At 57.8% G+C, this 15,444-nt stretch carries 16 protein-coding genes and 1 riboswitch; of the genes, 8 read left to right on the top strand and 8 right to left on the bottom strand.

Going from position 1 to position 15,444, the window contains the following annotated elements; genetic code table 11:
* Positions 1–36 precede the first annotated feature (36 nt).
* The 4 genes from TR2A62_RS13815 to TR2A62_RS19200 are packed head-to-tail and all read right to left on the bottom strand — an operon-like array spanning position 37 to position 3,466.
* The gene (locus tag TR2A62_RS13815) at positions 37–1,239 is read right to left on the bottom strand and encodes a bifunctional cobalt-precorrin-7 (C(5))-methyltransferase/cobalt-precorrin-6B (C(15))-methyltransferase (protein WP_009157609.1); all 1,203 of its coding nucleotides are present in this window, start codon (positions 1,237–1,239) and stop codon (positions 37–39) included.
* Positions 1,236–1,874, bottom strand: a complete 639-nt coding sequence (locus tag TR2A62_RS13810; protein ID WP_009158918.1) for a precorrin-8X methylmutase — start codon at positions 1,872–1,874, stop codon at positions 1,236–1,238. The genes TR2A62_RS13815 and TR2A62_RS13810 overlap by 4 nt, the downstream gene beginning before the upstream one ends.
* A gap of 9 nt (positions 1,875–1,883) precedes the next feature.
* Positions 1,884–3,113 (bottom strand): sirohydrochlorin chelatase, encoded by a 1,230-nt coding sequence (locus TR2A62_RS13805; RefSeq protein WP_009157787.1) that lies wholly within the window; start codon positions 3,111–3,113, stop codon positions 1,884–1,886.
* Positions 3,110–3,466, bottom strand: a complete 357-nt coding sequence (locus TR2A62_RS19200) for a DUF6732 family protein (protein WP_223296122.1) — start codon at positions 3,464–3,466, stop codon at positions 3,110–3,112. Before TR2A62_RS19200 ends, TR2A62_RS13805 begins: the two co-directional genes overlap by 4 nt.
* A gap of 189 nt (positions 3,467–3,655) precedes the next feature.
* On the opposite strand from TR2A62_RS19200, the gene TR2A62_RS13795 reads away from it, so the two are divergent.
* Complete coding sequence (locus tag TR2A62_RS13795; protein WP_009157435.1) at positions 3,656–4,630, top strand: glutathione S-transferase family protein; 975 nt, start codon at positions 3,656–3,658, stop codon at positions 4,628–4,630.
* A gap of 22 nt (positions 4,631–4,652) precedes the next feature.
* On the opposite strand, the gene TR2A62_RS13790 is transcribed toward TR2A62_RS13795, so the two are convergent.
* Complete coding sequence (locus tag TR2A62_RS13790) at positions 4,653–5,015, bottom strand: response regulator transcription factor (RefSeq protein WP_040820780.1); 363 nt, start codon at positions 5,013–5,015, stop codon at positions 4,653–4,655.
* Positions 5,016–5,189: 174 nt separating this feature from the next.
* Between TR2A62_RS13790 and TR2A62_RS13785 the strand changes: the two genes are divergently transcribed.
* From TR2A62_RS13785 to TR2A62_RS13765, 5 genes are read left to right on the top strand one after another with little or no spacing between them, the layout of a single operon-like run.
* On the top strand, positions 5,190–5,558 hold the full coding sequence (locus TR2A62_RS13785) for a DUF1636 domain-containing protein (protein ID WP_009159474.1): 369 nt from the start codon (positions 5,190–5,192) through the stop codon (positions 5,556–5,558).
* Positions 5,555–6,487 carry a threonine-phosphate decarboxylase gene (locus TR2A62_RS13780; RefSeq protein WP_009158898.1) on the top strand — a complete coding sequence of 311 codons (933 nt, stop codon included), beginning with the start codon at positions 5,555–5,557 and terminating at the stop codon, positions 6,485–6,487. Before TR2A62_RS13785 ends, TR2A62_RS13780 begins: the two co-directional genes overlap by 4 nt.
* Positions 6,484–7,380 (top strand): adenosylcobinamide-phosphate synthase CbiB, encoded by an 897-nt coding sequence (gene cbiB / locus TR2A62_RS13775; protein ID WP_009158073.1) that lies wholly within the window; start codon positions 6,484–6,486, stop codon positions 7,378–7,380. Before TR2A62_RS13780 ends, cbiB begins: the two co-directional genes overlap by 4 nt.
* Before the next feature lie 12 nt (positions 7,381–7,392).
* On the top strand, positions 7,393–8,556 hold the full coding sequence (locus TR2A62_RS13770) for a lytic murein transglycosylase (protein ID WP_009160319.1): 1,164 nt from the start codon (positions 7,393–7,395) through the stop codon (positions 8,554–8,556).
* A complete protein-coding gene (locus TR2A62_RS13765; protein WP_009159600.1) occupies positions 8,553–8,936 on the top strand; it encodes a hypothetical protein in 384 nt (127 codons plus the stop codon). Before TR2A62_RS13770 ends, TR2A62_RS13765 begins: the two co-directional genes overlap by 4 nt.
* Here TR2A62_RS13765 and TR2A62_RS13760 read toward each other — a convergent pair whose 3' ends face one another.
* Entirely contained in the window at positions 8,937–9,281 is a 345-nt protein-coding gene (locus TR2A62_RS13760; protein ID WP_009160685.1) for a hypothetical protein, read from the bottom strand. It lies immediately after the preceding gene.
* A gap of 265 nt (positions 9,282–9,546) precedes the next feature.
* Positions 9,547–13,002, bottom strand: a complete 3,456-nt coding sequence (gene smc, locus TR2A62_RS13755) for a chromosome segregation protein SMC (protein WP_009159617.1) — start codon at positions 13,000–13,002, stop codon at positions 9,547–9,549.
* Positions 13,003–13,236: 234 nt separating this feature from the next.
* A riboswitch (cobalamin riboswitch) is annotated at positions 13,237–13,455 on the top strand.
* Positions 13,456–13,691: 236 nt separating this feature from the next.
* Here smc and cobW point away from each other — a divergent pair.
* A complete protein-coding gene (gene cobW, locus TR2A62_RS13750; RefSeq protein WP_009159509.1) occupies positions 13,692–14,774 on the top strand; it encodes a cobalamin biosynthesis protein CobW in 1,083 nt (360 codons plus the stop codon).
* Entirely contained in the window at positions 14,771–15,223 is a 453-nt protein-coding gene (locus tag TR2A62_RS13745) for a GNAT family N-acetyltransferase (protein WP_009158562.1), read from the top strand. The genes cobW and TR2A62_RS13745 overlap by 4 nt, the downstream gene beginning before the upstream one ends.
* Positions 15,224–15,228: 5 nt before the next feature.
* Here TR2A62_RS13745 and TR2A62_RS18835 read toward each other — a convergent pair whose 3' ends face one another.
* Complete coding sequence (locus tag TR2A62_RS18835) at positions 15,229–15,396, bottom strand: hypothetical protein (protein WP_009158065.1); 168 nt, start codon at positions 15,394–15,396, stop codon at positions 15,229–15,231.
* Between the last annotated feature and the right edge of the window lie 48 nt (positions 15,397–15,444).

Genomic DNA, 15,444 nt, shown 5'->3' with positions numbered 1-15,444 from the left:
TCGCCGCTCCTACACTGTTCAACCACTGTCGCCCCGTCATCGCTTTACAAGGTTCCACTGCGTCACGGGCATCGATGGCCGCCAGCCGGTCATACGCCCAACGGGCTCGGCCCGCTGCACAATGATCCGCACCAGTTCACCACCATGCTCGGCGTGCAATTGCGTCAGAACGGCCTCGCTTTCGAGGGTGACCGCATTGGCCACCATCCGCCCCAACGGGCGCAGCGCAGCCCATGCCGCGTCAAAGGTTTCGGCACTTAGACCGCCACCAATGAAAATCGCGTCTGGCGCCTCTAACCCGTCAAGGGCCGCAGGCACCGTTCCGTCCAAAATCTCTAGCTTTGGCGCGCCCAGCGCCAAAGCATTGGTCGCGGCCATTGCGCGACGATCGGCACGTGGTTCAATCCCGATGGCCCGCGCATACCGCGCCGCACGCATCCATTCGATCGCCACCGATCCGCAGCCTGTGCCAATATCCCACAACAACGCCCCGCGCATCGGCATCAGCTTGGCCACAGTGGCCGCGCGCACCTCTTGCTTGGTCATTGTGCCGTCGCTGACAAACAAGGCATCCGCCAATCCTGGCACCCGCGGCAACAACGCCGCATCAGGGGCCGCTACACATTCCACAGCAAGCGTATTGAACGCCGGAACCTCGTGATCCCAACTCTCTGAAACACCGTCAAAACGCAGTTCATTCTCGCCACCCATCGCGGCAAGAACGCTCATCCGTGATCCGCCGAAACCCCGCTCGGTCAGGAACGATGCGATTTGTGCCGGCGTTTGCGCACCCGTCGTCAAAACCAACAACCGCTGATCCGGTTGAATAAACGCGATCATCTGCTCGACGGGGCGACCATGAACGGTCAGCGTCTCAACGTCGGCAAGGCTCCAACCCATCCGCGCCGCGGCAAGCTGAAACGCGCTAAGTTGCGGGTGATAGGTAATCTCAGAGGGATCAATCTCGCGTCCGATCCGCGCACCCACAGAAAACCACAGCGGATCACCCGTCGCCAACACAACAACCCGCTTGCCGCGATACCCGTTCAACACATCAATCAACGCGTCAAAGGGGCTGGGCCACGCAACACGCTCAGACTCGACAGCAGCACTTAAATCATGATGGCGGTCGCCACCGATGATGATCTCTGCAGCCTCGACCACGGACCGCGCCGCCGGAACCAAGCCATCCAACCCGTCCTCGCCAATCCCAACGATATGTAGCCACGCAGCGCTCATTGTTTGTCCTCCGGCAGTCCCGCAGCCAATGCATTCACCGCAGCCGATGCCATCGCTGATCCACCCTTGCGACCCCGCAGAGCCACGAAATCACAACCGCGCGGATCGCCAGACAATTCGGCTTTGCTCTCAGCTGCACCAATAAACCCGACGGCAAACCCTAGGATCACCGCAGGTTTAGGAAACCCCTGATCAATCAGTTCAAGCAGATGAAACAGCGCCGTCGGGGCATTGCCCACAGCCACGACAGCCCCCTCGATATGCGGCTCCCACAGCTCGACCGCAGCTGCCGAACGTGTGTTGCCAATCGACTTGGCGCGCTCGGGCACAGAGGGATCGTTCAATGTGACGACCACATCGTTTTCCGCTGGCAAATAGCGCCGGATCACGCCCGCGCCGACCATCTCACAATCGCACAGCACAGGCTTGCCCGCGACCAACGCCGCGTGCCCTACATCCATCGCCGTATCGGTAAAGGCCAAGCGATCAGCAATCTCGACCATGCCGCACGAATGGATCAACCGCGTGACCATCGGCTGCATCGCCTCAGGAAACCGTTCCATCTTGGCTTCACGACGAACAGTCGCAAAGCTCTCGGCGTAAATCGCCATCGGGTCTTTGATGTAGGGTCTCATGGTCTTGGGTTAGCCATTTGTCTTGCGCACGCTCTCAGGCCCATGCGGATGCTTGGCGTGAGGATATTCAGCATGGTCGTGATGATGGTGATGCCCCTGATCATGGTCGTGCGAATGATCGTGATGATGGTGGTGTGCGTCCTGCATTTCTAGGCGACACATCCCCGTGCAGAATGCATCACACAGCGCACAATCCGCCACGTTCGACCCCGGCGCCGATGCGCCCTGACCTTCGACATGGTGGTGATGGCTTTCTTGCACCGCACCAACCTCAGCTTCAAAGCCCAGCACCTGCGTCCGGTATTTGCACAACACACAGGTTGGCGGCGGAACGTCGGCAAAGGCGGGATGATCGCGACCTTTTTCTTTTGCCATCGCTGCACGCTCGGCTGGGGTGACAGATTGCACACCCTCGTCTTCGATCTCGAGAACCTGAGTGCGGTACTGACACAATCCACAGTTCGGGGGCGGCGTCGCAGACAACTGTTCTGTCACTCGCTCGGCAAACGTCGCCAGCACCTGCTCGTGGTCGTTCAGATAACCCGCTTTGACAAAGGTGATATCCGTGTGCTCGGCCGCAACCTGATCGGTAAAGCCATAGATACGGTCAATCAGAATGCCCGAGAATAGGAAATACGGGAACACGATGACCCGTTTGTAGTCCAGCTTGGACACATGCTGCAGGCATGGCTCAACCAACGGAAAAGTCACGCCGGAATAACCGACTTCGCACCAGCCAAAGCCCATGCCCTCTTGCAGCATCCGCGCGATCTTGGCGACGTTGCCGTTGGCATCAGGGTCCGACGCACCACGCCCGATCACAACCAAACAGGTTTCTTCCAGTGGCAGTTCGCCATGCTCGGTATTGGCCGCATCAACCGCTTCTTGGATACGCCCACCGGCCGCTGCGATCATCTTGGGGTCGACACCCAGCTCGCGACCATACCGCACGTCGATGCCGTGCTTGGCGGCATAGGTGTTCAGAACTGTCGGAATATCGTTCTTGGCGTGCATCGCAGCAAACAGCATGCCGGGCACTGCCAAAATCCGTTCGCACCCCGCCTCACGCAGCTTGTCTAGGCCGTCACGGATCACAGGGTTCGCAAATTCAAGATAACCGTATTCGACCATCCAATCATCGGGGAAATATGCAGGAAGACGTTCGGCCAAAACGCTGAACTGATCCACAGCACTTTTGCTGCGCGACCCGTGGCCGCAAATCATGACACCGGTTTTCATGCGGGTACCTCTTCGCTTTCGTCTTCAACATCGACTGCTTCGTCGTCGCGTGCTTTGGCCCGCTCGCGCAGCTTGCCCGCTAGACCAATCGCAATCGCAATCCCGATGGCCGCACCTGCAGCCCAATGATCATGGCCCACTGCATCCGCGAGATGCCCGACGTGCGCCTGCGCCATACTGCCCAGAACCACCAAGAAACCTGTCAAAAGAATGCGCATCTGCGTCCCCCTATTGTTGTCCATGCGATCAGAGACGGCGGATGCCGATTCAACGATGTGGCGCGTCGGTCTCCGATCTGGATCAACCGCGAGGCCACCAACCTCTCTGGCCCAATGGGCGTCGTTCCCACTCATATACGCGGCCCCCAAAAGATGAGCAAACCAGAATACGCCCCGCCACAGCCCTTTACCGACCTGTGCGCGCTCGCACCAATGCTGTTCGCGACTGTGGGTGTGTTGAATCACAACCACGGGCTACATCGTCCCATAACCGAAGGCTAAAGACTCGCTCAGCGGGCAAGTATCGAAAAAAGGAACAAACCCATGGGGCAACTCGTCGACGGAAAATGGCACGACGTCTGGTACGACACCAAAGCTTCGGGCGGAAAATTCGTCCGCTCAACCGCTGGGTTTCGCAACTGGATCACCCCAGACGGCAGCGCAGGCCCAACGGGTGATGGTGGGTTTCAGGCGGCATCTGGCCGGTACCACCTCTATGTCTCTTACGCCTGCCCTTGGGCGCACCGCACTCTGATCTTTCGCGAACTCAAGGAATTAACGAGCCACATTACAATCAGCGCCGTGCATCCAGACATGTTGTCCGATGGCTGGACATTTGAGAAAGACGACCACGGCGCGACAGGCGACACGCTCTATAACTTGCCATTCGTGCGCGACATTTATACCCACGCTCAACCAGATATTTCCGGCCGCGTCACTGTGCCCATCTTGTGGGACAAAGAACGTGAAACGATCGTCTCGAACGAGTCGTCAGAGATCATCCGCATGTTCAACTCGGCCTTTGACGTCATCACCGGAAACACCCAAGACTACTGGCCCAAAACGATGCGCGATGCGATCGAAGAAGTGAACACCCGTGTGTATTCTGACGTCAACAATGGCGTCTATAAATCCGGCTTTGCCACGACACAGACCGCCTATGACGACGCTGTTGGCAAACTCTTTGCGACGCTCGACTGGCTAGACACGCGGCTCGCTGATCAACGCTATCTTATGGGCGCACGACTGACCGAAGCAGACTGGCGGTTGTTTCCTACGCTTATGCGGTTCGACCCCGTCTATCACCTGCATTTCAAATGCAATGCCAAGCGGATCATCGATTACCCAAACCTCTGGGCCTACACTCGCGATCTCTATCAAACGCCGGGTGTCGCCGCGACAGTGAACATGAACCACATCGTGCGCCATTATCATTATAGCCACGAGACGATAAACCCGCACCGGATCATACCGATCAACCCTGACCTAGACTTTGACGAACCACACGGACGGGGCTGATCACGTCAGACAAATGTGCGGGCTAGTTGCCCCCCGCGTAATGCTCGACAATCGCCGCCAGATCTTCTGGTGGCGCACTGCTTTGAACAAAGGCGCAGGCATTCGGGATGTGTTTATAAATCGACCCATCTGAAAAGAAAGTGGTGTTGGTGACAAACACAACGCGGGTCTGTTCCGAACGATAGGCCGCGAAATCGGCAACCGCAAAAGCACTGCCGTCTTCTAAAACCAAATCCAGAACAATAATGTCGAACGTCCGGTGCTGCATCTCAGCAACCGCGTCGTCTTGAGATGAGGCACAGAACACCTGGGCCCCTAGCCGCCTGAGATGGTCGGCCCAGATACCACGCAGTTGATCATCGCTCTCCACGATCAGTACATTCATTTTAAGCTCAAACCTCATTTACCGCATACAGTACACACCCGCGCTCCGCGATACGTCAGAATTTACTAACAAACTGTTAACAACTTCCTAAGCTAAATTTATCGTGTGTTTGTGACTTGCGATTCCGGCGCTTTTCCGCTTGGAGTTAACGATCAACAGGCAAAGGGCAGCGACATGACAACTTGGATAACAATCTGTGACACTTGCAAACGTGACGATTGGAATGCCGAGACCGCAACCCAAACTGACGGCGAAACGCTCGCCGCTTTGGTCGAGGCGGCAAACTCGGACGGCGCTGATGTCAAAACCCGCCGCGTCTCGTGCCTTATGGGGTGCAAACACGGATGCAACGTCGCGATCCAAGCGAACGGTAAATTGAACTACACGTTGGGCGACTTTGAGCCAGACGCGGACAGCGCTGCAGCCATTGTTGAATACGCGCAGAAACATAGCGCCAGCGAGACCGGCCAAGTGCCGTTTCGCGAATGGCCCCAAGGTGTCAAAGGCCACTTTGTCACCCGTCACCAGCCCATCCCAGAATGACCCAACCCCGCGACCACGGTGGCGGGCTTGATGCCGCAATCGCTGAATTCGGCGGTACCCGTGACGGATGGCTTGACCTGTCTACGGGCATCAATCCGGTGCCTTATCCCGTCGGCGATCTGCCCAATGACGCGTGGACAGCACTGCCTGACAGCGGCGCGATGGACAGATTGCTAAACGCCGCACGGGCGTTCTGGAACGTGCCGGACACAGCTCAGATCTTTGCGGCGAACGGTGCCTCGGCGCTGATTTCGCAGATGCCACGCATTGCACGCGGGATGTCTGTTGATGTCCCCAAGCCAACTTACAACGAACACGCCGCCGCGTTTGACGCGGCGGGCTATGACTTTGACGAAACGTCCCCCGATGTCCGCGTTCTGGTGCATCCGAATAATCCCGATGGCCGTTTGTGGGGCCTATCCAAACCCGCACCTCTGACCATCGTCGACGAGAGCTTTTGCGACGTCAAACCTGACGTCTCACACATTGCAGCAACAGCTAAGCCAGGCACGATTGTCCTCAAGAGCTTTGGCAAGTTTTGGGGCCTCGCCGGTGCGCGACTTGGGTTTGCCATCGCGCACCCTGATACCTTGTCAGGCCTCTCCGATTTGATCGGTCCTTGGTCGGTCAACGGCCCGACATTGGCTATCGCAGAACGCGCTTTGTCTGACCACGATTGGGCCGAGGAAACTCGCACACGTTTGTCCGCCGATGCTATGCGTCTGGATGCATTGATGGCGCAACATGGCCTCATCGCCCAAGGTGGCACGTCGCTGTTTCGCCTCTATGACACAGAAAATGCCGCCAACGCGCAACGCCACCTGGCACAATCCCATATCTGGTCCCGCGTATTTCCATATTCGGACCGCTGGTTGCGTCTCGGCTTGCCCGCACCTGACCGTTGGCGCCAGCTTCACGACGCACTATGATCACCGCGCTGCCTCTCTTGATCGCGCTCATTCTCGACGCGCTTTTGGGCGAACCACGTGTTCTATGGGACCGCGTCCCTCACCCCGCAATCCTCATGGGTCGGGCTGTGGCATGGTGCGATCGAAGGTTAAATTTCGGATCAACACGGCGCATCAAAGGTGTCATCGCGTTGTTGATCCTCACCCTGTCCGCGCTGCTCATCGGCTTGGTCCTCATGGCTCTTCCGGGTCAGATCATCGACGTGGTCATCCTAACCATTCTGCTTGCACAAAAATCGTTGGCCCAACACGTCACAGCAGTCGCCAGCGCCCTCCGATTGTCGCTCGGGGACGGCCGTAAATCCGTCGCAATGATCGTCGGACGTGATACCGCAGACATGCTGCCGGACGCTGTTGCACGCAGCGCGATTGAATCCGCAGCCGAGAACCTTTCCGATGGTGTCATCGCACCTGCCTTTTGGTTCTTGATCGGTGGTTTGCCCGGTCTAATGGTCTACAAAATCACAAATACCGCAGACAGCATGATCGGCTACAAAACCGAGAAATACCGCGATTTCGGGTGGGCTGCTGCGCGGTTTGATGATCTGTTGAATTTGGCGCCCGCACGCCTCGCCGCCCTCATGATTGCACCTTTCAACTGGCAGTCGATTGCCAAGGACGCCAAATTGCATCGCTCGCCGAACGCTGGCTGGCCCGAGGCCGCGATGGCGCAAACCCTTGATATTGCTCTCTCTGGGCCCCGTTCCTATGATGGCGAGATGCGCAATTTCCCCTTCGTCAATCCACGCGGCCGCCGTATGCTGGCCCCAAATGACATCGACGACGCAACCCATATTCTCTGGCGGACGTGGGCCATCGCGTTGGCCGCAACTGCGATTTTAGCACTTCTTTAGATTGGACTTTTTATGCGCCTTGCTCTGACCCTAGCTGCAACACTTCTTGCTACATCGGCCAACGCTCAATGCGGTGGGAATTTTGGTAATTTCGTCGCCGGTCTCAAAGCCGAAGCCACGCAAAAGGGTCACCCAAAGTCTACCGTCGATCGCTTCTTTTCCTCTGCGCGTTTCGAACAATCCGTGATCAATGCTGACCGCTCGCAAGGTGTCTTTCAAAAAGATTTTCTCGCCTTTTCCCAAGCCGTCATTTCACAGGGCCGACTAAACAATGGCGCGCGGAATTCGGATCGTTTCAACAACACATTCCGCCGGATCGAGGCCGAATACGGTGTTCCTCGTGGCGTGCTGTTGGCCTTTTGGGCGCTCGAAACAGACTATGGCGCGGTCCAAGGAAACTTTAACACTTTGAACGCGCTCGTCACTCTTGCGCATGACTGTCGCCGCCCCGAATTGTTCCGCCCCCAGATCTTTGCCGCTCTGGAACTCTTTGAGAATGGCGACTTTGACCCTGCGCGTACAACAGGTGCTTGGGCCGGGGAAATCGGGATGGTTCAAATGCTGCCCGAGGACCTATTGACCAACGGTCGTGATGGCGATGGCGACGGTCAGGTCAGCATCAAGACATCCGCACCAGACGCTCTGACCTCTGCCGCGTCCATGCTGCGCGACCTCGGCTGGCAGCCCAACCAACCGTGGCTGGTTGAAGTAACAGTGCCCACAAATCTCGACTGGTCCCAGTCAGGTTTAACCACCAAGAAAGCGGCTCGGGACTGGGCCGCAATGGGCGTGCGTGCGCGGCGTGGAAACCTCGACAACGGCCTGCCGACCTCGCTGGTCTTACCGATGGGTCGCAACGGTCCGGCCTTCATCGCCTACCCCAATTTTGACGTCTATTTTGAATGGAACCAGAGCTTTGTCTACGTGACATCCGCCGCCTACATGGCAACCCGTTTGTCAGGTGCACAACGCTATAATGAGGGCACGCCCCCACGTGGTTTGTCCGGTGCCGAAGTCGAACAGCTGCAGCGGAAATTGCAATCTCGTGGCCACGACGTTGGCGGTGCCGACGGCATCCTAGGGTCCAAAACCCGTGCTGCTGTGCAGGCCGAACAATCGCGCCTTGGAATGCCCGCAGACGCCTGGCCAACGCGGGAATTGTTGGGGCGCCTTTGATCCGCCCACAGTACCATTTCAGACAGGTCGGCACACAGGTCCATATCTGGGATGTGCGCCGCCTAATCGCGTTGTCCGAAAACCTGCCAGTTGTACAATTGGCGATTTCTGACATCACCGAATTGGACAAGCCCTATTGGCATGCTCTTCCTCCATCGTTACCGGAAATCCGCAATATTGCCGCCCACATGGTGCAAACCCAAGAGGCCGATCTCAGCTATCCGATATTGCTATGTGCAGATGGTTGCGTGATGGACGGTATGCACCGCATCGTGCGTGCCATGACGTTGGGACAGAGCCAAATCAACGTGCGCAAACTTACAGAAACGCCACCGCCCAACTATGTCGATGTAGCGGCTTCTGATCTGCCCTACGACTAATCAACGGACCAGGAAACGGTCGCTATCCTGTGTGATCAGGACCAACCCTCTGGCGTCCTGAACATAGAGATCACACCGTTCAAATCCATGCCTGAAGAACGTGCAAACGACACCATCTTCGCCCAGCTCATAGCGGCCAAAGGCGCGGCCTCCGTCAGGGTAGGTATAGGAATAGTCGACGCTGATCGAATAGAACGAAACGCCGCCATCATAGAATTCGTGGCTCTTCTCGACAATGACGTCGCGCGTCGCGTTGGTGTCGAAAATCTCGTCTCCGCCACGGGTCGGAAACTCTTGTGCCGCGACCGGTGTCGCCATCAAAATCATCGCTATGAATCTCAGCATCATTGTCCCCTTTGGAACCAGCCTAGCGATCAATTGTTAACGCAGGCGTCACAATCCCGCGAGAAGCATCAAGAAATCCTAAACAAAAAGTAATGAACCCTATCGTTCATTTACCATTCGATCAGAACCACAGGATCTAGCAGAAACGGACAGCACGCATACCAAGTCGAAATTATGCAAATTGCGAAACATCGACGCTGAAATACATAAAACTCGTAAATTCCAGACCGCCTTAACGATCTGTTCTACAACCGCCCCAAAAGGGTTAAGCGACCATCGTTTCTGCTTGTTTAAGGTCCACAGACACCAGTTGCGACACACCCTGTTCGCCCATCGTCACACCGAACAAGCGGTCCATGCGACTCATTGTGACCGCGTGGTGGGTGATGATCAGGAACCGCGTATTCGTGCGGCGTGTCATCTCGTCCAAGAGGTCACAGAAACGCGTCACGTTGGCATCGTCCAGCGGCGCGTCGACCTCGTCGAGCACACAGATCGGCGCAGGGTTCGCAAGGAACACAGCAAAGATCAGGGCAAGCGCCGTTAGCGTCTGTTCGCCACCAGACAGCAGGCTCAAGGTGCTCAACTTCTTGCCTGGTGGTTGGCACATAATCTCAAGCCCAGCCTCGAGCGGATCGTCTGATTCCACCAAGACCAGTTTGGCCTCGCCGCCACCAAACAAGTGCGAGAAAAGCACGCCGAAGGAGGAGTTTACCTGCTCAAAAGCAGTCAGCAAACGTTCGCGGCCCTCTTTGTTCAGGCTCGCAATACCGACGCGTAATTCGCGGATCGCACCTTCGAGATCGGCCTTTTCGTTGACCAATTCGTCATGCTCGAATTGGACCTCTTTTGCGTCCTCTTCGGCCCGCAGGTTCACCGCGCCCAATGCATCGCGCTGGCGCTTGTATTGGTTCACATCCGCTTCGATTTTGTCGGACGCAGGCATCTGGTCTACATCCACCTCTAGCGTTTCCAACAGCTGCTCCGGCGTCGTCTCAAGCGCTTCTTGAATGCGCTCGGCTGCATAGGCCACAGTCTCGCGGGCGGCGTCAGCACGGGCCTCGGACCGCGCACGCGCTTCACGTGCTTCTGATGCCAAACGTTCGGCATCGCGCATGTTACGGTCCGCTTCACGCGCAGCGGTTTCCGCTTCGGCCAATTTATCGGCGGCGGCCTTGCGACGCGTCTCGGCTTCATCAATCGCGTCGGCCAACTCGGACCGTTTCGCGGCAATTTCTTCGGGTGCTGCAGTCGCATCTTTCAACTCGAATTCAGACGTTTCCTTGCGCTCGCGCAGCTCGGATGTTCGCGTGTTTGCAGTCTCGAGCCGGTGCTTCCAGCCGCTCGTTTCTTTGGTGATCTCTTGGCTACGACGGGTCCGTGCTTCGCCCTCGCGGCGGACCTCGTCATGGGCCGACCGTTTGGACATCATCGTCATCCGCGCCGCTTCAACAGTCATTTTGACGTCTTCAACTGCCGCACGAGCCGTGTCGAGATCGGCCAATTCCGCAACGCCACGTTCGGCCTCGGTCAAAGTCTTACGAGCCGCTGTCGCCTCGTCTTCATGACGGGTCACTGCCAGCCCCAAACTCTCGAGCCGCCCTTGCGCCAGATTGCGATCCGCCTCGGCCCGCGACAGGCTTCTGTTCGCCTCGGCGACCAAACGATCCGCATCACGGCGCGCTTGTCGCGCGGCCTGATCTGCAGCCGTCAAGTCAGCCATCCGCTGCGTCAACGTCTCGTGTGCCATGCGCGCGCCGTCTGCCCGCGCCGATGCATCTTCGAGATCACGCTTGAGCTCGACCAGACGGTTCAACTGTTGCAGGCGCAATGCAGCCGCTGACGGCGCATCCTCAGCACCCGCACGAAAGCCATCCCAGCGCCACAGGTCACCTTCGATCGAAACGAGCCGCTGACCCGGCAACAAATCCTGTTGCAAGCGCGGGCCATCCGCCGCAACGACCAAACCAATCTGCCCCATACGGCGCACCAGCACCTCGGGGACCGACACGAAATTGGTCAGCGCATCAACACCCGCAGGCAGGAATTGCGCGCTTGCATAGCCAGGTAAAACGGCCCAACCCGACTTGGCATCTGCGCGCACTTGCGGGGCGCGCAGATCATCCGCCAATGCGGCACCCAGCGCCTTTTCATAGCCGCCCTGAACTCGCAGGACATCTAGAATCTGGCCGCCTTCGGTCGCGTCGCGTTCAACCAGTTTTGCCAATGCGTTGACCTCGGCCCGCAGCGCGTTTGCCTCGCCTTCGGCCTCTGATCTTTCGGCCCGTGCATCCGCTTCGCGCCCTTGGGTTTCCGCCCTTGCGGCCTCGGCTGCAACCAATGCCTCATCTGCAGACGCCGCTGTTTTGACCGCCGTCTTCTCGGCTTCTTCAGCCAAACCAAAATCAGTGATAGCTTTTTCAACGGCACCTTGGGCATCGCGAACAGTACCTTGGGCGCGTTCGGCTTCGGCCTCTGACTTTGCCAGTGTCTTTTTGCTGTCATCCAGCAGGCGTGCCGCCGATTGGTGGCGTGCCGCAAGCCGAGCAACATCTTCGGTCAATTGGCTTAGGTCCGACTCGCGGTCTTGCAAAACCTTGGCCGCATCGCGTGCTGCTTCGGACGCTTCGGCCAACCGTTGATCGTGTCCTTCGCCAGCCTTGGCAATCTCGCGGGCTTCCCATTCGAGCCGCTCAATCGTCTCGCCAGCATCCTTGTTCAGACCGCTTTCACGCTCGATGTCGCGGGCCAATTGTTCGATCCGCGCTTCCAGCGTCTCAATCGTCGCAAGCGCGCGTTCCTCTTGATCGCTGAGGGTGTCGCGCTGAACCTGCAATCGTTGCAATACTGCGGCCGCAATCGCCTCTTCTTCCCGCAAAGCAGGAAGCGCCTCGTCCGAAGCAATCCGCGTTTTCGATGCCGTGCGGGCCAGCCCTTCGGCTTGCGCCGCTTGGGTGGTCCGCGTAGTCAATTCGCCCGCAGTTTCGGCGCGCGATTCATCGGCCTCGCGCCACCGACGATACAAAAGCAAACCCTCTGCCTTGCGTAGCGCTTCGCCGATCTCGCGATACCGCGCCGCCTGACGTGCCTGACGGGCAAGCGAGGACAACTGAGACGCCAATTGTTCGATCACATCATCAACGCGAGCGAGGTTTGTCTCGGCCCCACGCAGCTTTAGTTCGGCCTCGTGACGTCGCTGGTACAGGCCCGAAATGCCTGCGGCTTCTTCCAGAATACGGCGCCGTGCCTTTGGTTTGGAATTAATTAGTTCCGATATCTGACCCTGCCGCACCAACGCGGGCGAATGCGCACCGGTCGAGGCATCCGCAAACAGCATTTGTACGTCACGGGCCCGAATGTCTTTGGTGTTCGCCTTGTAGGCCGAACCCACATCCCGCGTGATCCGGCGGATAATCTCGAGATTGTCACTGTCGTTAAACGCCGCCGGCGCCAGACGCTCACCGTTGTCGATGATCAGCGACACCTCGGCAAAGTTACGTGCCGGTCGTGTTGCAGCACCCGCAAAGATCACGTCCTCCATCCCGCCGCCACGCATCGCCGTGGGGCGGTTTTCGCCCATCACCCAGCGCAACGCCTCGAGCAGGTTGGACTTGCCACACCCATTGGGTCCGACAACACCTGTCAGGCCATCCGCGATAATCAAATCGGTCGGATCGACAAAGCTTTTAAAGCCATTTAGCCTGAGTTTCGAAAAGCGCACGTTGCGATGCCCTTGTGATTCCTAGAGTTGAGCAAGCCTGACCGCCCACACTGGCCCAAGTCAACGCCCCAGACACAGCATCTGCCCGTTTCCGCCTACTTATCCACAAGATATTGCCAAACATCTGCGTCTTTATTCACACAAAGCGGGATCCAGAGGCATGACTGGTTCGAAAAACGCCGTTTGAACTGTACGACATGTCGGAATCCTTCTTGACGCCTCCTGCAGCTAAAGCGCAAACCAGAACAGCATGGTTCCCCGCTGTGGCGCAAAGCGTCTGGGGATCAAATGGGAATGTGGTGCGGACCGATCCAAGTCGGGGGTCTCATGCCACAGCCGCCCCCGCGACTGTATGTGGAGAGCGCCCGTCACACGCCACTGGATCACTCCGGGAAGGCGACGACGCGCATCGACCCACAAGCCAGGAGACCAGCCGTGCACGCGTCCAACCTATGGCGTGCGATTTTATCACCCGTCGGGGATGACGGGAGGAGGAGACGACATGAACGATCTGGCTAGGGCGATGCCACCATTCCGCCCGTCCACGCGAACTGCAGCACGGTCTGCGCGACCCGCAGTGCTACTCTGAAAATCTCTTCTTGTGCTTCGAGGGGCTAACGCACCTTCGCTTCACCCTGTTTAATCTATCGAACCAAACGATACCTTGCCGCTCTACGAAAGTTACCGATATGCCCGCTAAAATTCCTGCCACCGTCGTCACCGGCTTTCTAGGTGCTGGTAAAACCACTCTGATCCGCCACATGCTAGAGAACGCGAATGGCAAACGGATCGCGCTGATCATCAATGAGTTCGGCGACTTGGGTGTTGATGGTGACATCCTAAAAGGGTGCGGTGACGAGACCTGCACCGAGGACGACATCATGGAGCTGTCGAACGGGTGTATCTGTTGTACCGTTGCCGAGGACTTTGTCCCAACGATGGAAAAATTGCTCGCTAGAGAAAACGCGCCTGACCACATCGTGATCGAGACCTCTGGCCTTGCCCTGCCACAGCCGCTGGTGCGCGCATTCAACTGGCCCGAGATTTCGACCAAAGTGACGGTCGACGGAGTTGTAACCGTTGTTGATGGCAAGGCCGTGACCGAGGGGCGCTTTGCCCATAACGTCGCCGCCGTCGATGCCCAGCGCAAGATGGACGAAAACCTGGACCACGAGACGCCGCTGTCAGAACTCTTTGAGGACCAGATCGCCTGTGCCGATATGATCGTCGTGAACAAAACTGACCTGCTGGATGGCCCCGAGGCAGAGGCGCTTGTTGCTACGCTCAAATCCGACAGCCGCACGGGCGTGCAGGTCGTGAAAACCTCGATGGGCGCACTGCCGGTTGATGTTCTGCTGGGCCAAGGGATTGGGTCCGAGAATGATTTGGAAGCGCGTCACGAGGTGCATCATCACCATCACGATCATGACGATGATCACCACGACGACCATCACGATGACGATCACCACCATCATCACCACGACCATGATCACAACGAATTCGAGAGCTTTGTCGTCACCCGTTGCGAGATCACCGACGCCGGCGCATTTACAGAACAGGTTGCCGATGTGATCCGTGCCCATGACATCCTGCGGCTCAAAGGTTTTGCAGCAGTTCAGGGCAAACCCATGCGCCTGACGTTGCAAGCCGTTGGCCCTCGCGTTGACACATATTTCGACCAACCCTTTGGCACCAACCCGCGTGAAACCCGTCTGGTCGTCATCGGTCAAGCTGGCCTAGATCGCGCCGCGATTGAAAAGGCATTGGGATGACCGCCACCGTCGAAAAGGGTGATCCTCATCACCCACAGGCCACCGCCCTGCTACAAGCCAGCCATGCATTGATGGAAAGCCTCTTTCCACCAGAGGACAACTATTACCTCGAGGTTGACGCGTTGGTCTCGCCCGACATTTCGTTTCTCGTGGCCAAACGCGACGGCACTATCATTGGCACCGCAGCGCTCGCCAACAAAGGTGACTACGGCGAGGTGAAGTCGATGTTCGTATCCGAGGATGCCCGCGGCTCTGGTGCGGCGGACGCATTAATGACCGGGCTGATCGACGAGGCGCGCGCGCTTGGGTTGGCGACAATGAAATTAGAGACCGGCAACGTTCTATATGCGGCGCACAAACTCTACCGCCGCCACGGGTTTACCGACTGCGGCGTCTTTGGCGACTACGTCGAGGCTAACAGCAGCATCTTTATGGAACGCGTCTTGTGATCCCGTTACTTGGCCGCTTTGTTCTTTTCCACGTTCGCCTTCATACGCGCGAGCAGTTCGGCCTTGTCGGGACGCGATCCAAACGGCTTTTTCGAACTGCCAAAGCTATTGTGTTCGCGGTGACGCGGCGGTTTGCTCGGGCCCTTGGGCGCGCCTGCGGCTTTGTAGTCCATATCTCGTCCTCTAGCGGTGTGGCGCAGCCTGTGCCGCAAATCGCAGCC

The organism is Thalassobium sp. R2A62, from assembly GCF_000161835.1.
Taxonomy (GTDB): Bacteria; Pseudomonadota; Alphaproteobacteria; order Rhodobacterales; family Rhodobacteraceae; genus Thalassobium.
This window is presented reverse-complemented; position numbering and strand designations above follow the sequence as displayed.